Consider the following 16,381-nt stretch of genomic DNA (forward strand, 5'->3'; position numbering starts at 1 on the left):
AGGTCACGAGTACCAGCGACAAGCCCCGGCTAGCTGGTCGGCAACCCTCCTCCGCGGTGGGGTGCTCCGGGTGACGACCTGGCCGGCGACAGACCGTCGCCCGGCAAGCGCGGACTCACGGTCGCCACCTGAGTCCCCGAAGGACCAGGAGCACCGTCATGACCATCTCCGACCTGCACCGCACGACCACCGCCCTGCCGCAGCTCGTCTCCGAGGGGCTGAGCTACCGCGACGAGGACGGCTCGAGCGTCGAGTACGCCCACCTCGACCACGGCGCGACGACTCCCGCCTTCCGGGCCGTCGCCGACGAGGTCGCCGCCGCGGCCGTCACCTACTCCTCGGTGCACCGGGGCGCCGGGTTCGCCTCCCGCGTGACCAGCTCGCGCTACGAGGCTGCACGCGAAACCGTCGCGGCCTTCGTCGGCGCCCGCACCGACGACCACGTCGTCTTCACCCGCAACACCACCGACTCCTTCAACCTGCTCGCGCGGGCGCTGCCCGAGGACACCTTGGTCTTCGTCTTCGCCTCCGAACACCACGCGGCACTGCTGCCGTGGGGTGACGCGCTGCGCCTGCCGGTGCCGCACAGCCACGACGAGGCCGTCGCCCTGCTCGAGCAGGCCCTGCGCAACCACCCGGCCGAGCACCGGCTCGTCGTCGCCACGGGCGCGTCCAACGTCACCGGCGAGCACTGGCCGATCGAGCGCCTCGCGGCGCTGGCCCACGAGCACGACGCGCGCTTCGCCCTCGACGCCGCGCAGGTCGTCCCGCACCGCCGGGTCGACATCGACGCCCTGGGCATCGACTACGTGGCGTTCTCCGGGCACAAGATCTATGCCCCCTTCGGTGCCGGCGTGCTCGTCGGGCGCAGCGACTGGCTCGACGCCGCCACCCCCTACCTCGCCGGGGGCGGGGCCACCGCACGCGTCAGCCTCGACGAGACCGAGTGGACCTGTGGCCCCGCTCGCCACGAGGCCGGCTCCCCCAATGTCTTGGGCGCCGTCGCCCTGGCCACGGCCTGCGAGATCATCACCGAGCACGAGCAGGCGATCGTCGACCACGAGCAGGCGCTGCGCATCCGCCTGCTCGCCGGACTGCAGCAGATCCCCGGTGTGCACGTGCACTCGCTCTTCGGTGGTGGCGACGGCGCGCCCGTCGCCACGATCACTGTCGACGGCCACGACAGCAGCGAGGTCGCCCGCGTCCTCGGCGACGACCACGGCATCGGCGTGCGCGACGGCAAGTTCTGCGCGCACCTGCTCGTCGACGACCTCCTCTCGGAGCACGAGCAGGACACCGCCGTGCGGATCAGCGCCGGCCTGGGCACCACGACCGAGCACATCGACCGACTCCTCGGCGCCCTGCGCGCCCTGTGACCCTCCTCGGGTAGGGCGAAGGGGGACCCGGCAGGCCCCCTTCGCCCCGGCGTCCTCAGGCCTCGACGACCACAGGGATGATCATCGGGCGTCGGCGGATCTTGCCGCCGACCCAGCCACCGACGGCACGGCGCACGACCTGCTGCAGCTGGTGGGTGTCGGTCGTGCCCTTGCGAGCCGCCTCGTCGAGCGCCGCGATGATCTTGGGCTCGACCTGGGTGAAGATCTCGTCGTCCTCGGCGAAGCCGCGCGCGGTGATCTCCGGACCGGCGATGACCTTGCCGGTCGAGGAGTCGACGACGACCATGACGGAGATGAAGCCCTCGTCGCGCAGGATGCGACGGTCCTTGAGCAGCTCCTCGGTCGCGCCCCCGACGCTCGAACCGTCGACGTAGACGTAGCCGCAGGGCACGGCGCCGGTGATCCGCGCGCGACCGTCGACGAGATCGACGACGACGCCGTCCTCGGCCAGCACGACGTGGTCGGGGTCGACCCCCGTCTGGATCGCCAGGTCGGCGTTGGCGACGAGGTGGCGCCACTCGCCGTGGACCGGCATGACGTTGCGCGGCTTGACGATGTTGTAGCAGTAGAGCAGCTCGCCCGCGCTGGCGTGACCGGAGACGTGCACCTTGGCGTTGCCCTTGTGCACGACGTCGGCACCCAGGCGCATGAGGCCGTTGATGACCCGGTAGACGGCATTTTCGTTGCCGGGGATCAGGCTCGAGGCGAGCAGCACCGTGTCGCCGTCGCCGACATCGATGCGGTGGTCGCGGTTGGCCATGCGCGACAGGGCGGCCATGGGCTCACCCTGGCTGCCCGTGCAGATGAGCACGACCTCGTCGTCTGGATAGTTGTCGAGCTTCTTGACGTCGACGAGGACCCGGTCGGGCACCTTGAGGTAGCCCAGGTCGGCGGCGATGCCCATGTTGCGCACCATCGAGCGACCGACCATCGCGACCTTGCGGCCGTTGCGCTCGGCGGCGTCGAGGACCTGCTGGACACGGTGCACGTGGCTGGAGAAGCAGGCGACGATGATCCGGCGCCGGGCATTGCGGAAGACGGTGTCGATCGCCGGCCCGATCTCGCGCTCGGGGGTGGTGAAGCCGGGGACCTCGGCATTGGTCGAGTCGGTGAGGAAGAGGTCGACCCCCTCCTCGCCGACCCGGGCGAAGGCCCGCAGGTCGGTCAGCCGCCGGTCGAGCGGGAGCTGGTCCATCTTGAAGTCGCCCGTGTGCAGCAGGGTGCCGCCGTCGGTGCGCACGAAGACCGCCAGCGCGTCGGGGATCGAGTGGTTGACCGCGATGAACTCGCAGTCGAAGACGCCGAAGCTCTCGCGCCCGCCCTCCTTGACCCCGAGGGTGAAGGGCTTGATCCGGTGCTCCTTGAGCTTGGCCTCGATGAGGGCGAGCGTGAGCATCGAGCCGACGAGCGGGATGTCGGGCTTGTGCTTGAGCAGGTAGGGCACGGCGCCGATGTGGTCCTCGTGGCCGTGGGTGAGGACGATCGCCTGCACGTCGTCGAGCCGGTCGAGGATGTACTCGAAGTCGGGCAGGATCAGGTCGACGCCCGGCTGATGGTCCTCGGGGAAGAGCACGCCGCAGTCGATGATGAGCAGCTGCCCCTGGTGCTCGACGACGGCCATGTTGCGGCCGACCTCGCCGAGACCGCCGAGCGCGACGACGCGCAGGGCTCCGTCGGCGAGCGGTGGCGGCAGCTCGAGGTCGGGGTGCGGGTGGCTCATGCGGCACCTCCGATCCCGGACGCGGCCAGACCGGCGCGGACGATCTCGAGGTGCTCGGCCGGCCCCTCGACGTAGGGCAGACGCACGGTGGCGTGGGAGATGACCCCGAGCTCGACGAGCGCGGCCTTGGCCATGATGGCGCCCTGCGAGGTCGACATCAGGGCATTGGTCACGGGGATCAGGCGGTGGTGGATCTCGCGGGCGGTCGCCAGGTCACCGGCGTCGACGGCGGCGATCATGTCGGCGTAGTCGCGGCCGGCGACGTGCCCGACGACCGAGACGATGCCGTGGGCGCCCTGGGCGAGGTGGGCGAGGTTGTGCTCGTCGGCACCGGAGTACCAGAGCAGGTCGGTCGAGGCCATGACCTCGGAGGCGGCCCACAGGTCGCCCTTGGCGTCCTTGACGCCGAGGATCCGCTCGTGGTCGGCGAGCGCGATCAGCGTCTCCACGGCGAAGGGGGTCGCGGTGCGCCCGGGGATGTCGTAGAGCAGGATCGGCAGCTTGGCCGCGTCGGCGATGGCGCGTGTGTGGGCCAGCAGCCCGGCCTGGGTCGGCTTGTTGTAGTAGGGCGAGACGACGAGCAGCGCGTCGGCGCCGGCACGGGTCGCCGCGGCCGCCATCTCGATGGCGTGGGCGGTGTTGTTGGACCCGACGCCCGCGGTCACCTCGAGCCGGTCGCCCGCGGCGCGCTTGACGGTCTCGACCATCGCGATGCTCTCGGCGGAGCTGAGCGTCGGGGACTCGCCCGTGGTGCCGTTGACGACGACACCGTCGTGTCCGGTGGCGATGAGGTGCTCGACGACGGCGGCGACGCCCTGTGCGTCCACCGCGCCGTCTGGGGTCATGGGCGTCACCATCGCGGTGACCACCCGTCCGAAGGGGGAAGTCGTCATGCGGTCAGCGTAGCCGTCGGTGGTGGCGTCTATCGTGGCGCCATGCGTCAGTACCTCGACCTCCTCGAGCACGTCCGGGACCACGGCGTGGACAAGTCCGACCGCACCGGCACGGGCACCCGGAGCGTCTTCGGCCACCAGATGCGCTTCGACCTGTCGGAGGGCTTCCCGGCCCTCACGACGAAGAAGCTGCACCTGCGCTCGATCATCGGTGAGCTGCTGTGGTTCCTGCGCGGCGACACCAACGTGCGCTGGCTCCAGGAGCGCGGCATCAGCATCTGGGACGAGTGGGCCGACGAGCAGGGTGAGCTCGGCCCGGTCTACGGGCACCAGTGGCGCTCCTGGCCGACCCCCGACGGCGGCACGATCGATCAGATCGAGCGGGTCGTCGAGGGGCTGCGGACCAACCCCGACAGCCGACGGCACATCGTCTCGGCGTGGAACGTCGCCGAGGTCGACTCGATGGCGCTGCCGCCGTGCCACACGATGTTCCAGTTCTACGTCACCCCGGCGGGCGAAGGGGGCCGCCCCCGGCTGTCGTGCCAGCTCTACCAACGCAGCGCCGACATCTTTCTGGGCGTCCCCTTCAACATCGCCTCCTACGCCCTGCTGACGATGATGGTCGCCCAGCAGGTCGACATGGAGCCGGGCGAGTTCGTCCACACGCTCGGCGACGCCCACCTCTACAGCAACCATCTCGACCAGGCCGCCGAGCAGCTGACCCGCTCCCCCGGGCCGCTGCCGCGGATGGAGATCACCCCGCGCGACTCGATCGACGCCTACGAGCTCGAGGACTTCACCCTCGTCGGCTACGAGGCCGCACCGTCGATCAAGGCGCCGATCGCCGTATGAGCCTCGCCCGACGCGTCCCGGACGAGCTGCGCGGCCGGGTCCCGCTCATCGCCGCGGCCTACGCCGTGATGACCCGCGAGGGCGCCTCGGGCACCGAGGTGCTCCTCCAGCTGCGGCAGGGCACCGGGTTCATGGACGGCTGGTGGGCCTGCGGGGCGGCCGGGCACGTCGAGGACGCGAGCGCCCCGAGCGAGGCCCTGCGCCTCGAGGTCCTCGAGGAGCTGGGTGTGCACGTCGGGGCCGCGACGCCCCTCACGATGCTCCAGCGCACGAGCGCGGCGGGCCGGCTCGAGCAGCGGGCCGACTTCTTCTTCCACGTCACCGACTGGTCGGGCGAGCCGACCGTGCAGGAGCCCGACAAGGCGGCCGACCTGCGGTGGTGGCCGCTGGCCCGGCTGCCCGAGCAGGTCGTCCCCCACGAGCGGGTCGTGCTGGAGGGCCTGCGCGACGGGAGGCTTCCCCCCTTCGTCGAGCTGGGGCACGACCAGCGCCTGGTGCTCGTCGCGGCGCTGGGGGCCAACCGCGCCATCGGGGTCGACGGTGGCATGCCATGGCACCTGCCCGAGGACCTGGCGCACTTCAAGGCCCTGACGATGGGCGGCACGATGATCATGGGGCGACGCACCTGGGACTCCATCGGCCGTGCGCTCCCCGGCCGCACCACGGTCGTCATCACCTCCGACCACGCGTGGTCGGCCCCCGGCGCCGTCGCCGTCCACTCCCTGGCGGAGGCGCTGGCCGTCGCCGGACCGGGCGAGGTCTTCGTCGTCGGAGGTGGCGAGATCTACCGCCAGACGATCGGCCTGGCCTCGCGGCTGGAGCTGACCGAGATCGCCGCCTCGCCGCAGGCGGAGGTCTTCTTCCCCGAGGTCGACGACGGGTGGCGCGAGGTGCAGCGGACCCCCCGCGAGGGCTTCGACTTCGTCACCTACGAGCGTGAACCTCACCGGATCACCTCGACCTAAGTCGACCACATTGGTTTATTTTGAGGACAGTTGACCTATGATGTTCACATGACTGCGGTCGCCACCCTCATCGGAGACGTCGTCGGCTCTCGCTCCGCCGCCGACCGACACGCCCTGCACGCGCGCCTCGAGGAGGTCCTGGCCGATGTCAACGCCCGCACCGAGCCACTGCAGCCCCTGCGGCTGACCGTGGGCGACGAGTTCCAGGGGGCCTGGCGCCGCCGCGGCGAGGCTGCTCACGCTGCACTCCTGCTGCGGGTCGGGCTGCTGCCCGAGGTCGAGACCCGCTACGGCCTCGGCCGCGGCGAGGTGACCGCACTCAGCGACGACGGGAACATCCAGGACGGCCCCGGCTGGTGGCAGGCACGAGAGGCGATCTCCCTGGCCAAGGCCGACGAGGAGCGTGCTCGCGGCGACGCCCGGGTCGTGCGCACCCGGTGGGTGGAGGACTCCCCCACCGGGCTGGCCCTCGACGCAGCCCTGCGGCACCGCGACCTGCTCCTCGCCGACCTCGACGAGCGGTCCAGACGCCTGCTGCGCGGCTTGCTCGCCGGGTCCACCCAGCGCGCCCTCGCCGAGGCCGAGGGCATCAGCCCGACCGCCGTCTCCCGACGCGTGCGTCGTGACGGACTCGACCAGGTCGTCACCCTCGACGCCGAGCTGGCGGCCCTCGCATGAGCGTCCTCGCCGCCCTCCTCGTCGCGGTCGGGGCCACCGACCTGCTCCGCAGCCTCGGACCGCACCCGGCACGACCCCGCGAGACCCGGGGCGTCCCCGCAGCCGGGCTGCTCCTGCTCGCCCTCGTCGCCGCAGGTGCAGGGCTTCTCGCGACGTGGGGCGGTGTCGCGCTCACCGCTCTGGCGGCCGTCGGGCTGCTCGCGTGGACGGTGACGGCGGAGCGGGCCGACGCCGGTCACGGGCACGGACTGGCTCTCACGACCTTCGTCGTGGTCGTCGCCGTCCAGCTCGCCGCCTCGGGCTGGGCCCCGCCGGTCGGTGGGTGGCTCGCCGACTGGCTCACGTGGAGCGCACTGCCGTGGCAGCCCTCCCCGGACCGCGCGCTGCTGCTCGCCGGGCTCGTGCTCGTGCAGCTGGCCACGGGCAACCGCTTGGTCCGGCTCGTCCTGGTCACCACCGGCGCCCTGCCGCCTGTGCCCGTGGCGGGTGCGGTCGAGGGACAGCTGCGCGGTGGCCGACTGCTCGGGCCGCTCGAGCGACTCTTCATCCTCGGGCTGGGGCTGGCCGGGGAGCTCACCGCGGCCGGTCTGGTCATCGCGGCCAAGGGTCTGATCCGCTGGCCCGAGCTGAAGTCCCACGCCCGCAGCGACGACGAGCGTCGCGTCTCCGACATCGACCGGGTGACCGAGTACTTCCTCGTCGGCAGCTTCGTCAGCTGGCTCGTCGCGCTCGGCGCGCTGCTGCTCGCCGCCTGAGCGCGAGCGCGGCCGACAGGATGAGTGCCTCCTGGCTCACCGTAGTGGTGACCACCCGGCACTCGGTCTACCCGACGGCCGCCGTGCACGTCGTCGACGCCGCGTAGGTCCGCGAGCCCCCTGACAGGCATGGGTGTGATGGGTGTGTGGGAGGACGCCACCCGCACCAGATCCCTTGTCCTGGAGCCCCCTACGGGGTGCTGCTGTCCCTGCCTTCGACCGGAGCAATGGCCGGCGCGTCCTGAAGGACGAAGGGGGCTCGGCTCCCCCCTTCGCGCCCTCCGTATGCTGACGCCGTGCCCATCCTCAGCGAGACCCACGACGCCGTCACCACCCTGACGATCGATCGCCCGCACCGCCGCAACGCGCTCGACCTGGCCACGCTCGAGGAGCTGCACTCGGCCGTCGTCGCGGCGGTCGACGGCGGGGCCCGTGCGCTCGTCCTCACCGGGGCCGAGGGGCACTTCTGCGCGGGTGCCGACCTCACCGAGCTCGAGGACGTCTCCTTCACCGTGCGGCTGGCCGAGGTCCTCCAGCACCTCGCCGCCGTGCCGATCACGACCATCGCCGCGATCTCCGGGTCGTGCATGGGGCTGGGCATGCAGCTCGCGGTCGCCTGCGACCTGCGGGTGGTCGGCGAGCGGGCCCGCTTCGCCGTGCCCGTCGCCAAGCTCGGCCTCATGGTCGACCAGTGGACGCTCGACCGGGTGGCCCGCTTCTGGGGCGAGGGTGCCGCGCGGCACATGGTGCTCACCGCGGCCGTGCTCGACGGCGACGACGCGTGGCGGCTCGGCTTCGCCCCGCTCCGCGGTGACCTCGACGCCGCTCTCGACCTGGCCCGGTCGGCTGTGCCCCTCGCGCCGCTGTCGCAGGCCGGATCCAAGATCGGCATGAATTCCAGCCCCGCTCCCGACGAGGCCTACTCCGCGGCCTTCTCCCGGGCCTGGGCCAGCTCCGACCTCGCGGAGGGGCAGCGCGCCTTCGGCGAGCGCCGCACGCCGCGCTTCGAGGGACGCTGATGGTGGCCGCCGACGCGAGCGTGCGCACCGCCGGGACCGACGACGCCCCGGCCGTCGGCCGGGTCCAGGCACTCGTCTGGCAGCAGGCGTACGACGGCGTCGTCCCGCCGCAGGTGCACGCGAGCTTCGACCCACGCGCCTTCGAGTCCGCGTGGCAGGACTCCCTTCGCACGCCGCCCTCCGGTGTCTACCGGCTGCTCGTGGCCTGCGCCGGTGACGAGGTCGTCGGCTTCGCCTCCATCGGCCCGAGCCAGGACCCCGACGCCGGCCAGACCACCGGCGAGATCTCCGCGCTCGGGATCCACCCCGGCCACCGGCGCCAGGGCCACGGCTCGCGGCTGGTCAACGCCGCGGTCGACCTGCTGCACGAGGCCGGTGCGGAGCACGTGGCGACGTGGTGCCTCGTCGAGCACGAGGACCTGCGGGGGTTCCTCACCGGCGCCGGCCTCGTCCCCGACGGCGCCTTCCGCGACCGCGTCGTCTCCCCCGACGGCCACACCGCGCGGGAGGTGCGGCTCGTCGCGGCACTGACGGACTCGCCGTCGTGAGCGCGACCCCCTTCGCCGCGGAGCACGCAGCCGCCCGCCGGCAGGGCATCTCGGTCGGTCTCGCCACCGGTGTCTACGGGGTGAGCTTCGGCGCCCTCGGCATCGCTGCCGGGCTCGACGTCTGGCAGACCGTCGGGCTCTCGCTCCTGCTCTTCACCGGCGGGTCGCAGTTTGCCCTCGTGGGCATCATCGCCTCCGGCGGCAGCCCGATCACGGCCGTGGCGACCTCCACCCTCCTCGGGATCCGCAACGGCCTCTACAGTCTCCAGCTCGCCCGCGTCCTGCGCCTCACGGGATGGCGAAGGGCGGGCGCCGCGCACCTGACGATCGACGAGTCGACGGCGGTCGCGCTGGCCCAGGAGGAGCCGGAGGTGCAGCGCACCGGCTTCTGGGCCGCAGGTCTGGGCGTCTACGTCTTCTGGAACCTGTCGACCCTCGTCGGCGCCCTCGTCGGCAATGCCATCGGCGACCCGCGCATCTGGGGCCTCGACGCCGCCGCTGCGGCAGCCTTCGTGGCGCTCATCTGGCCGCGACTGAGGGACCGCACCGGTCAGGTCACCGCGGCTCTCGCGGCCGTAATCGCGCTGATCAGCTTCGCCCCGATGCCTGCGGGCGTCCCGGTGCTGCTCGCGGCCGTGGCGGCCGTCGTGGTCGGCCTCGCCTCCGCCGGGCCGAGCAGCGCCCACGACATCGAGCAGCCCGAGGGGGACCTGCTGTGAGCACCACGGCCCTGTGGGTCTGCGTCCTGGCCGCGTGTGTCCTCGGCTACGCCACGAAGTTCGTCGGCTACCTCGTGCCGGAATCGCTCGTCGACGGACAACGCCGGTCCAAGGTCATCGGGCTGCTGCCCGTCGCCCTCCTGGCGGGACTCGTCGTCACGCAGACCGCCGGCGGTGACGACGGGATCGTCATCGACGCCCGACTCGCCGCCGTGGCCCTAGCGGTCGTGCTGCTGTGGCTGCGGGCCAACTTCGTCGTCGTGGTCTTCGCCGCCGCTGCACTCGCCGCGGGCCTGCGCGCCCTCGGCTGGGGCTGACCGGCGCAGAACCGTCGGGACGGCTCACGGTCAGGCAGCGGGCGGTCAGAGACCGAGGACGTGCTCCAGCCCCACCGTCACACCCGGGTGCTTGCCGACCTCACGCACCCCCGTGAGGACCCCGGGCATGAAGGAGACCCGGTCGAAGGAGTCGTGACGGACCGTGAGCATCTCGCCCTCGTTGCCGAGCAGCACCTCCTGGTGGGCCACCAGACCGCGCAGGCGCACCGCGTGGACCGGGACGCCCTCGACGCTCGCGCCACGGGCACCGTCGGGGTCCTCGGTCGTCGCGTCGGGGACCGGCCCCAGCCCGGCCTCGGCGCGCGAGGCGGCGATCAACTCCGCCGTCCGGGTGGCCGTGCCGCTCGGTGCGTCGACCTTGCGCGGGTGGTGCAGCTCCACCACCTCGACCGACTCGTAGAAGCGCGCCGCCTGCTTGGCGAACTGCATCATCAGCACGGCACCGATGGCGAAGTTGGGGGCGATGAGCACGCCCACTCCCCCCTTCGCCTCGACCTCGGTGCGCAGCTGGGCGGCCCGGTCATCGGTCCAGCCGGAGGTGCCGACGACGACGTGGACACCCCGCTCGACGCAGTGGCGCACATTGCGCTCGCTCGCGGCCAGGACGGTGAACTCGACGACGACGTCGGCACCGCCGAGGTCGCCGAGGTCGTCGCCCTCGTCGAAGCGCCCGACCAGCTCGATGTCCGCCGCGCCGTCGACCGCCTCGCAGGCCGTCGCACCCATGCGCCCCTGGGCGCCGATCACTGCCACCTTCGTCGTCATGGGGTCAGCCTACGAAGACGCCCGATCGGCGGCTCACCCGGCGCGTCGTTCACCTTGTGTTCACCTTGATGCTAGTGTCTTAGGTGAACAGAACATGAACAGGAGGTGTCCGACATGACCGTGACGACCATCAAGAGCACCCGCACCGCCCCGAAGCTGACCTGCACCTGGGTCGCCGTGCGCGGCAAGGACGGCCGGACCCGCATGGAGATGCGCTGGATCGACGAGACCCGTCGCACCGCGCGCCACGCGGCCTGACCGAGCGACCGCTCCCCCACGCCGGGAAGCCCCCGCCACCGCACGGTGCCGGGGGCTTCCTCATGCCCGACCAACCCACTCAGCGGGGGAATTCGAAAACCCTCTTTACGTCGCTGCCGATGACCGAGGGCGCCCCCGAGTCGGGGATGAGGATGGCAGCCGACAGCAGGTAGTGATCGTCGTAGACCAGATCACGGTGATGGGGACCGTGGATCTTGCGCTCGCGCGTTGCCTGCTTCCATTCGAATCCCTGCTCGAGGTACAGGTTGCGCTCCCACTGCTTGTTCGTGATGACGAGCAGACCCTGCTTGACACGCAGCACTCGCACCGGGCCGTCCTGCTCCGTGCGCCCATCGGCACGGCCGCCCCAGGGGCTCACCGAGTGGTCGATCCGCGCCACACCCTTGGGCGTGGCAGCCATGTCGCCGTAGGACTCCATGAGGTCCCGCGAGATCCTCAGGTCCGACTCCTTGCCCGCAGCGATCCATCGGGTGAGCTCGTCGTCCCACTGTGCGGCCGTGAGCAGATCCTTGGCAGAGGGCGTGGCGGCCTGCGCGTCGAGTGGGGTGACCAGGCGGCTCGGGAGATAGACCGAGGTGTACCCCTTCCATGGCTCGGTCGCCCCGTCCCGCGTGTAGAGGCACAGGTATTGCCCGCCGCCGAGGTCCGAGTTCGGCAGGTCCACGTCGATGAGCGACCAGAGCGGATATCCCGGCTGCTCCACCTCGTAGACATCGCGCACTTCGTGGATGAAGTCGCCGTCGTCGTCCTTCTTCGGCGGGTAGAACTTCGCCGTCCGGGCGGCAAGCGCGTCCACGGCGAGGTTGGGCCCGGCGTCCGCCGTGGCCCACAGGCTTCCGTCACCAGCGTCGGACTTCTTGATCGCGGCATTGTTGCGACGGTCGTAGTCGTCAAGCATCGTCTGTGCGTCGGCCTCCTCGAGCGGCACGACCCCCGGCTCGGTGCCGTGGTCGACGCGCTGCGGGATCGAGCAGCCGGCCGCGAGCGCGACCGCGGAGACCGTGGCCACAAGCCGCAGGGCAGTGCCGGAGGAGGCCCGTGCCGACCCGGCCTGGGCGGCCGACGGCTGCTGCCCGGACTCTGCCACCGCGCGCTGCGCCCCCTTCGCCCGGCGGCCGAGGACGATGGTGCCGACGAGGAGCAGGACACCGATGAGCACCGCGACCAGACCACCGATGAAGGCTCCCGGGAGGGCGTAGCCGATGCCGAGCCCGGGCGCCGCGCCCGCACCCGTCGCCGGCGCCGCCGCAATCTGCACCGGCTCGTCCTCGGTGAGCGGGATCTCGATCTTCGCCGGGTCGCCCGAGGCCTGCTCCTGCCAGACGTCGAGTTCACCGGGAGCCACGGCCGGCCGTTGTCGTTCTCCCGACAGCGCCTGGCTGTCCCCGACTCCCGACGCGGACAGCGCGGTGATCTCCGTACGCGCCACGTCGCGGACGTAATCCTGCACGTGCACCGGGTGCCCCGCACCGACGAAGGCAGCACCCTCGCCCGTGGGGCGTGCCGTGACGACGAGGCTCAGCCCGGCGACGTCGAGCAGCTGCGGACCGGAGACGATGACCGGCCTGGCGTCGGGCACTGCCTCGGGCTCACCGCCCCAGGTGTCGTCCGGTCCGAGCAGAACGGCGACCGTCGCGCCGGCGATGACGAGCAGCACCGCGATGAATCCGACGAGCAGGCGTAGCGGCTTCAAGGTTCCCCCCTGGGGTGTGGCGTGAGTTCGGCGCCGTCGCAACGACGTTCGCCCCACGGTATGAGCGATGAGCAGGTTGTGCGCGTCGCTTGTCCACAGGCGAGGCCGCGTGGGTGATGATGGACCCCCACCAGAGAGACACCCAGGGAGATGGCGCATGAGCACCGGTCGATCCACGACATCGCCGCTCGTCGGCGTCTCCGTCGTCGTGACGATCGCGCTCCTGGCAGCCTGGCTGGGGTGGTTGGCATACCAGGCGGCCACCCGCCCCGACCCCCGCCCCCTGACCTTCGCCGAGCAGGTCGAGGCGATCCCCGGGGTCAGCGAGGTCGAGGTCGACAGCAGCCCGGTGCCCGGCAGCGGGCGCATCCGGACCGTGACGTCGGAGGTGGTCTTCGACCAGGCCATCCTCGACACCCCGTCCGCGTCGGCGACCCGCCTGGCCAACGTCTCCCACGGCTGGAGCGGCTCCGACTGGTCGATCCGCGGTCTCGACTCGACCGCCGACGTGCACTACCTGGCGCCCGTGGACAAGGCACCCATCGCCTGGTGGCTCGAGGGGGTCGCGCTGCTGCGCGAGCAGCACCCGGGCTCCACCCTCGACTGCACGATCCGCTCCGGCTCGCTCGACTGCAAGGTCAGGGGCGGCAATGCGCCCGCCGCACGAGAGGCCCTGCAGAGCATCGACACCGAGGCCATCGACCGGTGGGTCGAGAACTCCCACCCCTCGGGTGGCCAGCCACGCGGCTTCACCCTGCGCTGAGCCGGAGCCGCGCGCTCGCCCCGTGCCGCGCCCTCATTCCCGAGCACGACGAAGGGGGCCGACCCTCCAGCTGGAGGGTCGGCCCCCTTCGTCAGGGACCGTGCGGTCAGTCGTCCTGCGACGCGCCCGCGTCGGCCGACTCGGTCTCGGCGGACTCGCCGGAGTCGTTGTCGCCACGGCGGCGACGACGGCGACCGCCGTCACGGCCACCCTCACGACCACCCTCACGGCGGCCACCGCGGCCACCCTCGTCATCGCCCTTGGAGCCGGCGGCCAGCTCGGCCTCCTGCTCCGGGGTGAGGACGGCGGCGAGGCTCAGCTTGCCGCGGGGGTCGATCTCCTTGAGCTCGACCTGGACCTTCTGGCCCACACCGAGGATGTCCTCGACGGCGTCGATCCGCTTGCCACCGACGAGCTTGCGCACCTCGGAGATGTGCAGCAGGCCGTCCTTGCCCGGCGTCAGCGAGACGAAGGCGCCGAAGGTCGTCGTCTTGACGACGGTGCCGAGGAAGCGCTCGCCGACCTCGGGCATCTGCGGGTTGGCGATGGCGTTGATCGCGTTGCGCGCAGCATCGGCCGACGGGCCGTCGACCGCACCGATGAAGACGGTGCCGTCGTCCTCGATGCTGATGTCGGCGCCGGTGTCGTCCTGGATCTGGTTGATCATCTTGCCCTTGGGCCCGATGACCTCACCGATCTTGTCGACCGGGACCTGGACGGTGATGATCCGCGGCGCGGTCGGCGCCATCTCGTCGGGCGCGTCGATGGCCTCGTTCATGACGTCGAGGATGTGCATCCGCGCGTCACGGGCCTGGGTCAGCGCACCGGCGAGGACGGAGGCCGGGATGCCGTCGAGCTTGGTGTCCAGCTGGATGGCCGTGACGAACTCGCGGGTACCGGCGACCTTGAAGTCCATGTCGCCGAAGGCATCCTCGGCACCGAGGATGTCGGTGAGCGCCGCGTAGCGGGTCTCACCGTCGACCTCGTCGGAGACCAGACCCATGGCGATGCCGGCCACGGCGGCGCGCAGCGGCACACCGGCGTTGAGCAGCGACATCGTCGAGGCGCAGACCGAGCCCATCGACGTCGAGCCGTTGGACCCGAGGGCCTCGGAGACCTGGCGGATCGCGTAGGGGAACTCCTCGCGCGGGGGCAGCACCGGCAGGAGCGCACGCTCGGCGAGCGCGCCGTGGCCGATCTCGCGACGCTTCGGGCTGCCGACCCGGCCGGTCTCACCGGTCGAGTAGGGCGGGAAGTTGTAGTTGTGCATGTAGCGCTTCTTGGTGACCGGCCCGAGCGAGTCGATCTGCTGCTCCATCTTGAGCATGTTGAGCGTGGTGACACCCAAGATCTGGGTCTCGCCGCGCTCGAAGAGCGCCGAGCCGTGCACGCGCGGCAGGACCTCGACCTCTGCGCCCAGGGCGCGGATGTCGGCGAGGCCACGGCCGTCGATGCGGACCTTGTCGCGCAGGATGCGCTGGCGCACCTGCGCCTTCTGCACCGAGCGGTAGGCCGCCGAGAGCTCCTTGTCGCGCCCGAAGAACTCGCCGGGAGCCTCCTCGGTGCCCGCGAGGGAGGCCTTCATGGCCTCCTTGATCTCGTCGAGGCGGTCCTCGCGCTCGGCCTTGCCGGCGATCGTCAGCGCGGCCGCGAGGTCGGCCGAGGTGGCCTGCTCGACGGCGGCGTAGGCGTCGTCCTGGTAGTCGAGGAAGATCGGGAAGTCCTCGACCGGCTTGGCGGCCGCCCGGGCCAGCTCGGCCTGGGCGTCGCACAGGACCTTGATGAAGGTCTTGCTGGCCTCGAGCCCCTCGGCGACGACCTCCTCGGTCGGCGCGGTCTTGGCCTCGTTCTTCACGAGGTTCCACGTCGACTCGGTGGACTCGGCCTCGACCATCATGATCGCGACGTCGTCACCGACGACGCGGCCGGCGACGACCATGTCGAAGGTCGAGCGCTCGATGTCGCTGAAGTTGGGGAAGGCAACCCACTGGCCGTCGATGAGCGAGACGCGGACGGCACCGATCGGGCCCGAGAAGGGCAGGCCGGAGATCTGCGTCGACGCCGAGGCGGCGTTGATCGCCAGGACGTCGTACTGGTGGTCCGGGTGGACCGACAGCACGGTGATGACGACCTGGACCTCGTTGCGCAGACCCTTCTTGAAGGTCGGGCGCAGCGGGCGGTCGATGAGGCGGCAGGTGAGGATGGCGTCCGTGCCCGGACGACCCTCGCGGCGGAAGAAGCTGCCGGGGATACGACCGGCGGCGTACATCCGCTCCTCGACGTCCACCGTCAGCGGGAAGAAGTCGAAGTGGTCCTTGGGGGTCTTGCCGGCCGTCGTGGTCGACAGGAGCATGGTCTCGCCGTCCAGGTAGGCGCTGACCGCGCCTCCAGCCTGCTTGGCGAGGCGACCGGTCTCGAACCGGATGGTGCGGGTGCCGAACGAGCCGTTGTCGATGGTGGCTTCGGCGGCGGTGATCTCAGGACCCTCCATCGGGTCCTCCTTTTCTCTCTGCGAACCGGGAGCATCGTCGTTGTGCCCCGGTAGGTCTTCTGCTGTGACGATCTTCAGTTGTGGGTCTCTTCAGTTGTGCCGAAGGGAGATTCCCCCCGGATACGCGAAGAAGCGGCCCCCTTGGCGGGAACCGCTCTCCACGAAGCTGTTATCGGCGAAGGCCGAGGCGCTTGATCAGCGCACGGTAGCGCTCGATGTCGGTGCTCTCCAGGTAACGCAGGAGGCGGCGACGACGACCGACGAGCAGCAGCAGGCCGCGGCGGCTGTGGTGGTCGTGCTTGTGCTCGCGGGAGTGCTCGGTGAGGTCCTTGATGCGCTGGGTGAGCAGCGCGACCTGCACCTCGGGGGAGCCGGTGTCGCCCTCGACGGTGGCGTACTCGGCCATGATCTGCTTCTTGACGTCAGCGGTCAGCGGCATGCTGCGACACTGCTCCTTCTCTGGGGTTGTTGCGCGGCGCGCCCGGGCTGGTTCACCGGGGCTCTGT

The 16,381-nt window shown here is 71.4% G+C and carries 17 protein-coding genes and 1 riboswitch; of the genes, 11 read left to right on the top strand and 6 right to left on the bottom strand.

The features are described from left to right. Nucleotide 1: 1 nt before the first annotated feature. Nucleotides 2-116, top strand: a riboswitch (SAM riboswitch). A gap of 42 nt (nt 117-158) precedes the next feature. After that, nucleotides 159-1,376, top strand: coding sequence for an aminotransferase class V-fold PLP-dependent enzyme (locus NYE39_RS05225; RefSeq protein ID WP_072624997.1), 1,218 nt, complete (start codon nt 159-161; stop codon nt 1,374-1,376). A 55-nt stretch (nt 1,377-1,431) separates the two neighbouring features. Here NYE39_RS05225 and NYE39_RS05230 read toward each other — a convergent pair whose 3' ends face one another. Beyond that, nucleotides 1,432-3,117, bottom strand: coding sequence for a ribonuclease J (locus NYE39_RS05230; protein WP_341012023.1), 1,686 nt, complete (start codon nt 3,115-3,117; stop codon nt 1,432-1,434). Continuing rightward, complete coding sequence (dapA, locus tag NYE39_RS05235; RefSeq protein ID WP_341012024.1) at nt 3,114-4,010, bottom strand: 4-hydroxy-tetrahydrodipicolinate synthase; 897 nt, start codon at nt 4,008-4,010, stop codon at nt 3,114-3,116. Before dapA ends, NYE39_RS05230 begins: the two co-directional genes overlap by 4 nt. 42 nt (nt 4,011-4,052) lie before the next feature. Between dapA and NYE39_RS05240 the strand changes: the two genes are divergently transcribed. The 8 genes from NYE39_RS05240 (at nt 4,053) to NYE39_RS05275 (ending at nt 9,863) form a co-directional block, all read left to right on the top strand. Beyond that, nucleotides 4,053-4,862: a thymidylate synthase gene (locus NYE39_RS05240; RefSeq protein ID WP_341012025.1), complete on the top strand. Its 810-nt coding sequence runs from the start codon at nt 4,053-4,055 to the stop codon at nt 4,860-4,862. Continuing rightward, nucleotides 4,859-5,827, top strand: coding sequence for a dihydrofolate reductase (locus tag NYE39_RS05245; RefSeq protein WP_341012026.1), 969 nt, complete (start codon nt 4,859-4,861; stop codon nt 5,825-5,827). The genes NYE39_RS05240 and NYE39_RS05245 overlap by 4 nt, the downstream gene beginning before the upstream one ends. A 48-nt stretch (nt 5,828-5,875) precedes the next feature. Beyond that, nucleotides 5,876-6,505 carry a SatD family protein gene (locus NYE39_RS05250; RefSeq protein WP_341012027.1) on the top strand — a complete coding sequence of 210 codons (630 nt, stop codon included), beginning with the start codon at nt 5,876-5,878 and terminating at the stop codon, nt 6,503-6,505. Next, nucleotides 6,502-7,260: a hypothetical protein gene (locus tag NYE39_RS05255; protein WP_341012029.1), complete on the top strand. Its 759-nt coding sequence runs from the start codon at nt 6,502-6,504 to the stop codon at nt 7,258-7,260. The genes NYE39_RS05250 and NYE39_RS05255 overlap by 4 nt, the downstream gene beginning before the upstream one ends. A gap of 296 nt (nt 7,261-7,556) precedes the next feature. Next, complete coding sequence (locus tag NYE39_RS05260; RefSeq protein WP_341012030.1) at nt 7,557-8,279, top strand: enoyl-CoA hydratase-related protein; 723 nt, start codon at nt 7,557-7,559, stop codon at nt 8,277-8,279. Further along, nucleotides 8,279-8,827: a GNAT family N-acetyltransferase gene (locus tag NYE39_RS05265; RefSeq protein WP_341012031.1), complete on the top strand. Its 549-nt coding sequence runs from the start codon at nt 8,279-8,281 to the stop codon at nt 8,825-8,827. The genes NYE39_RS05260 and NYE39_RS05265 overlap by 1 nt, the downstream gene beginning before the upstream one ends. Next, the gene (locus NYE39_RS05270; RefSeq protein WP_341012032.1) at nt 8,824-9,546 is read left to right on the top strand and encodes an AzlC family ABC transporter permease; all 723 of its coding nucleotides are present in this window, start codon (nt 8,824-8,826) and stop codon (nt 9,544-9,546) included. The genes NYE39_RS05265 and NYE39_RS05270 overlap by 4 nt, the downstream gene beginning before the upstream one ends. Beyond that, entirely contained in the window at nt 9,543-9,863 is a 321-nt protein-coding gene (locus NYE39_RS05275) for an AzlD domain-containing protein (RefSeq protein WP_341012033.1), read from the top strand. The genes NYE39_RS05270 and NYE39_RS05275 overlap by 4 nt, the downstream gene beginning before the upstream one ends. A 45-nt stretch (nt 9,864-9,908) precedes the next feature. On the opposite strand, the gene dapB is transcribed toward NYE39_RS05275, so the two are convergent. Then, nucleotides 9,909-10,649 (bottom strand): 4-hydroxy-tetrahydrodipicolinate reductase, encoded by a 741-nt coding sequence (gene dapB, locus NYE39_RS05280; RefSeq protein WP_341012034.1) that lies wholly within the window; start codon nt 10,647-10,649, stop codon nt 9,909-9,911. 114 nt (nt 10,650-10,763) lie between these two features. Between dapB and NYE39_RS05285 the strand changes: the two genes are divergently transcribed. Beyond that, the gene (locus tag NYE39_RS05285) at nt 10,764-10,907 is read left to right on the top strand and encodes a hypothetical protein (protein ID WP_159451217.1); all 144 of its coding nucleotides are present in this window, start codon (nt 10,764-10,766) and stop codon (nt 10,905-10,907) included. Nucleotides 10,908-10,986: 79 nt separating this feature from the next. Here NYE39_RS05285 and NYE39_RS05290 read toward each other — a convergent pair whose 3' ends face one another. Then, nucleotides 10,987-12,621, bottom strand: a complete 1,635-nt coding sequence (locus tag NYE39_RS05290) for a hypothetical protein (protein WP_341012035.1) — start codon at nt 12,619-12,621, stop codon at nt 10,987-10,989. A gap of 157 nt (nt 12,622-12,778) precedes the next feature. On the opposite strand from NYE39_RS05290, the gene NYE39_RS05295 reads away from it, so the two are divergent. After that, on the top strand, nt 12,779-13,384 hold the full coding sequence (locus tag NYE39_RS05295) for a hypothetical protein (RefSeq protein WP_341012036.1): 606 nt from the start codon (nt 12,779-12,781) through the stop codon (nt 13,382-13,384). 106 nt (nt 13,385-13,490) lie between these two features. Here the strand turns inward: NYE39_RS05295 and NYE39_RS05300 are convergent, their stop codons facing one another. Further along, nucleotides 13,491-15,875 carry a polyribonucleotide nucleotidyltransferase gene (locus tag NYE39_RS05300; RefSeq protein ID WP_341012037.1) on the bottom strand — a complete coding sequence of 795 codons (2,385 nt, stop codon included), beginning with the start codon at nt 15,873-15,875 and terminating at the stop codon, nt 13,491-13,493. Nucleotides 15,876-16,044: 169 nt separating this feature from the next. Next, nucleotides 16,045-16,314, bottom strand: coding sequence for a 30S ribosomal protein S15 (gene rpsO / locus NYE39_RS05305; protein ID WP_072625011.1), 270 nt, complete (start codon nt 16,312-16,314; stop codon nt 16,045-16,047). Between the last annotated feature and the right edge of the window lie 67 nt (nt 16,315-16,381).

The sequence above is a fragment of the Janibacter sp. FSL W8-0316 genome (assembly GCF_038004165.1).
GTDB classification, from domain to species: domain Bacteria; phylum Actinomycetota; class Actinomycetes; order Actinomycetales; family Dermatophilaceae; genus Janibacter; species Janibacter indicus.

What these genes read in the sequence shown, in the direction of transcription:
- rpsO (WP_072625011.1), bottom strand. Translation starts at nt 16,314, where the DNA reads ATGCCGCTGACCGCTGACGTCAAGAAGCAGATCATGGCCGAGTACGCC.
- dapB (WP_341012034.1), bottom strand. Translation starts at nt 10,649, where the DNA reads ATGACGACGAAGGTGGCAGTGATCGGCGCCCAGGGGCGCATGGGTGCG.
- NYE39_RS05230 (WP_341012023.1), bottom strand. Translation starts at nt 3,117, where the DNA reads ATGAGCCACCCGCACCCCGACCTCGAGCTGCCGCCACCGCTCGCCGAC.
- NYE39_RS05285 (WP_159451217.1), top strand. Translation starts at nt 10,764, where the DNA reads ATGACCGTGACGACCATCAAGAGCACCCGCACCGCCCCGAAGCTGACC.
- NYE39_RS05245 (WP_341012026.1), top strand. Translation starts at nt 4,859, where the DNA reads ATGAGCCTCGCCCGACGCGTCCCGGACGAGCTGCGCGGCCGGGTCCCG.
- NYE39_RS05300 (WP_341012037.1), bottom strand. Translation starts at nt 15,875, where the DNA reads ATGGAGGGTCCTGAGATCACCGCCGCCGAAGCCACCATCGACAACGGC.
- dapA (WP_341012024.1), bottom strand. Translation starts at nt 4,010, where the DNA reads ATGACGACTTCCCCCTTCGGACGGGTGGTCACCGCGATGGTGACGCCC.
- NYE39_RS05225 (WP_072624997.1), top strand. Translation starts at nt 159, where the DNA reads ATGACCATCTCCGACCTGCACCGCACGACCACCGCCCTGCCGCAGCTC.
- NYE39_RS05240 (WP_341012025.1), top strand. Translation starts at nt 4,053, where the DNA reads ATGCGTCAGTACCTCGACCTCCTCGAGCACGTCCGGGACCACGGCGTG.
- NYE39_RS05250 (WP_341012027.1), top strand. Translation starts at nt 5,876, where the DNA reads ATGACTGCGGTCGCCACCCTCATCGGAGACGTCGTCGGCTCTCGCTCC.
- NYE39_RS05265 (WP_341012031.1), top strand. Translation starts at nt 8,279, where the DNA reads ATGGTGGCCGCCGACGCGAGCGTGCGCACCGCCGGGACCGACGACGCC.
- NYE39_RS05295 (WP_341012036.1), top strand. Translation starts at nt 12,779, where the DNA reads ATGAGCACCGGTCGATCCACGACATCGCCGCTCGTCGGCGTCTCCGTC.
- NYE39_RS05255 (WP_341012029.1), top strand. Translation starts at nt 6,502, where the DNA reads ATGAGCGTCCTCGCCGCCCTCCTCGTCGCGGTCGGGGCCACCGACCTG.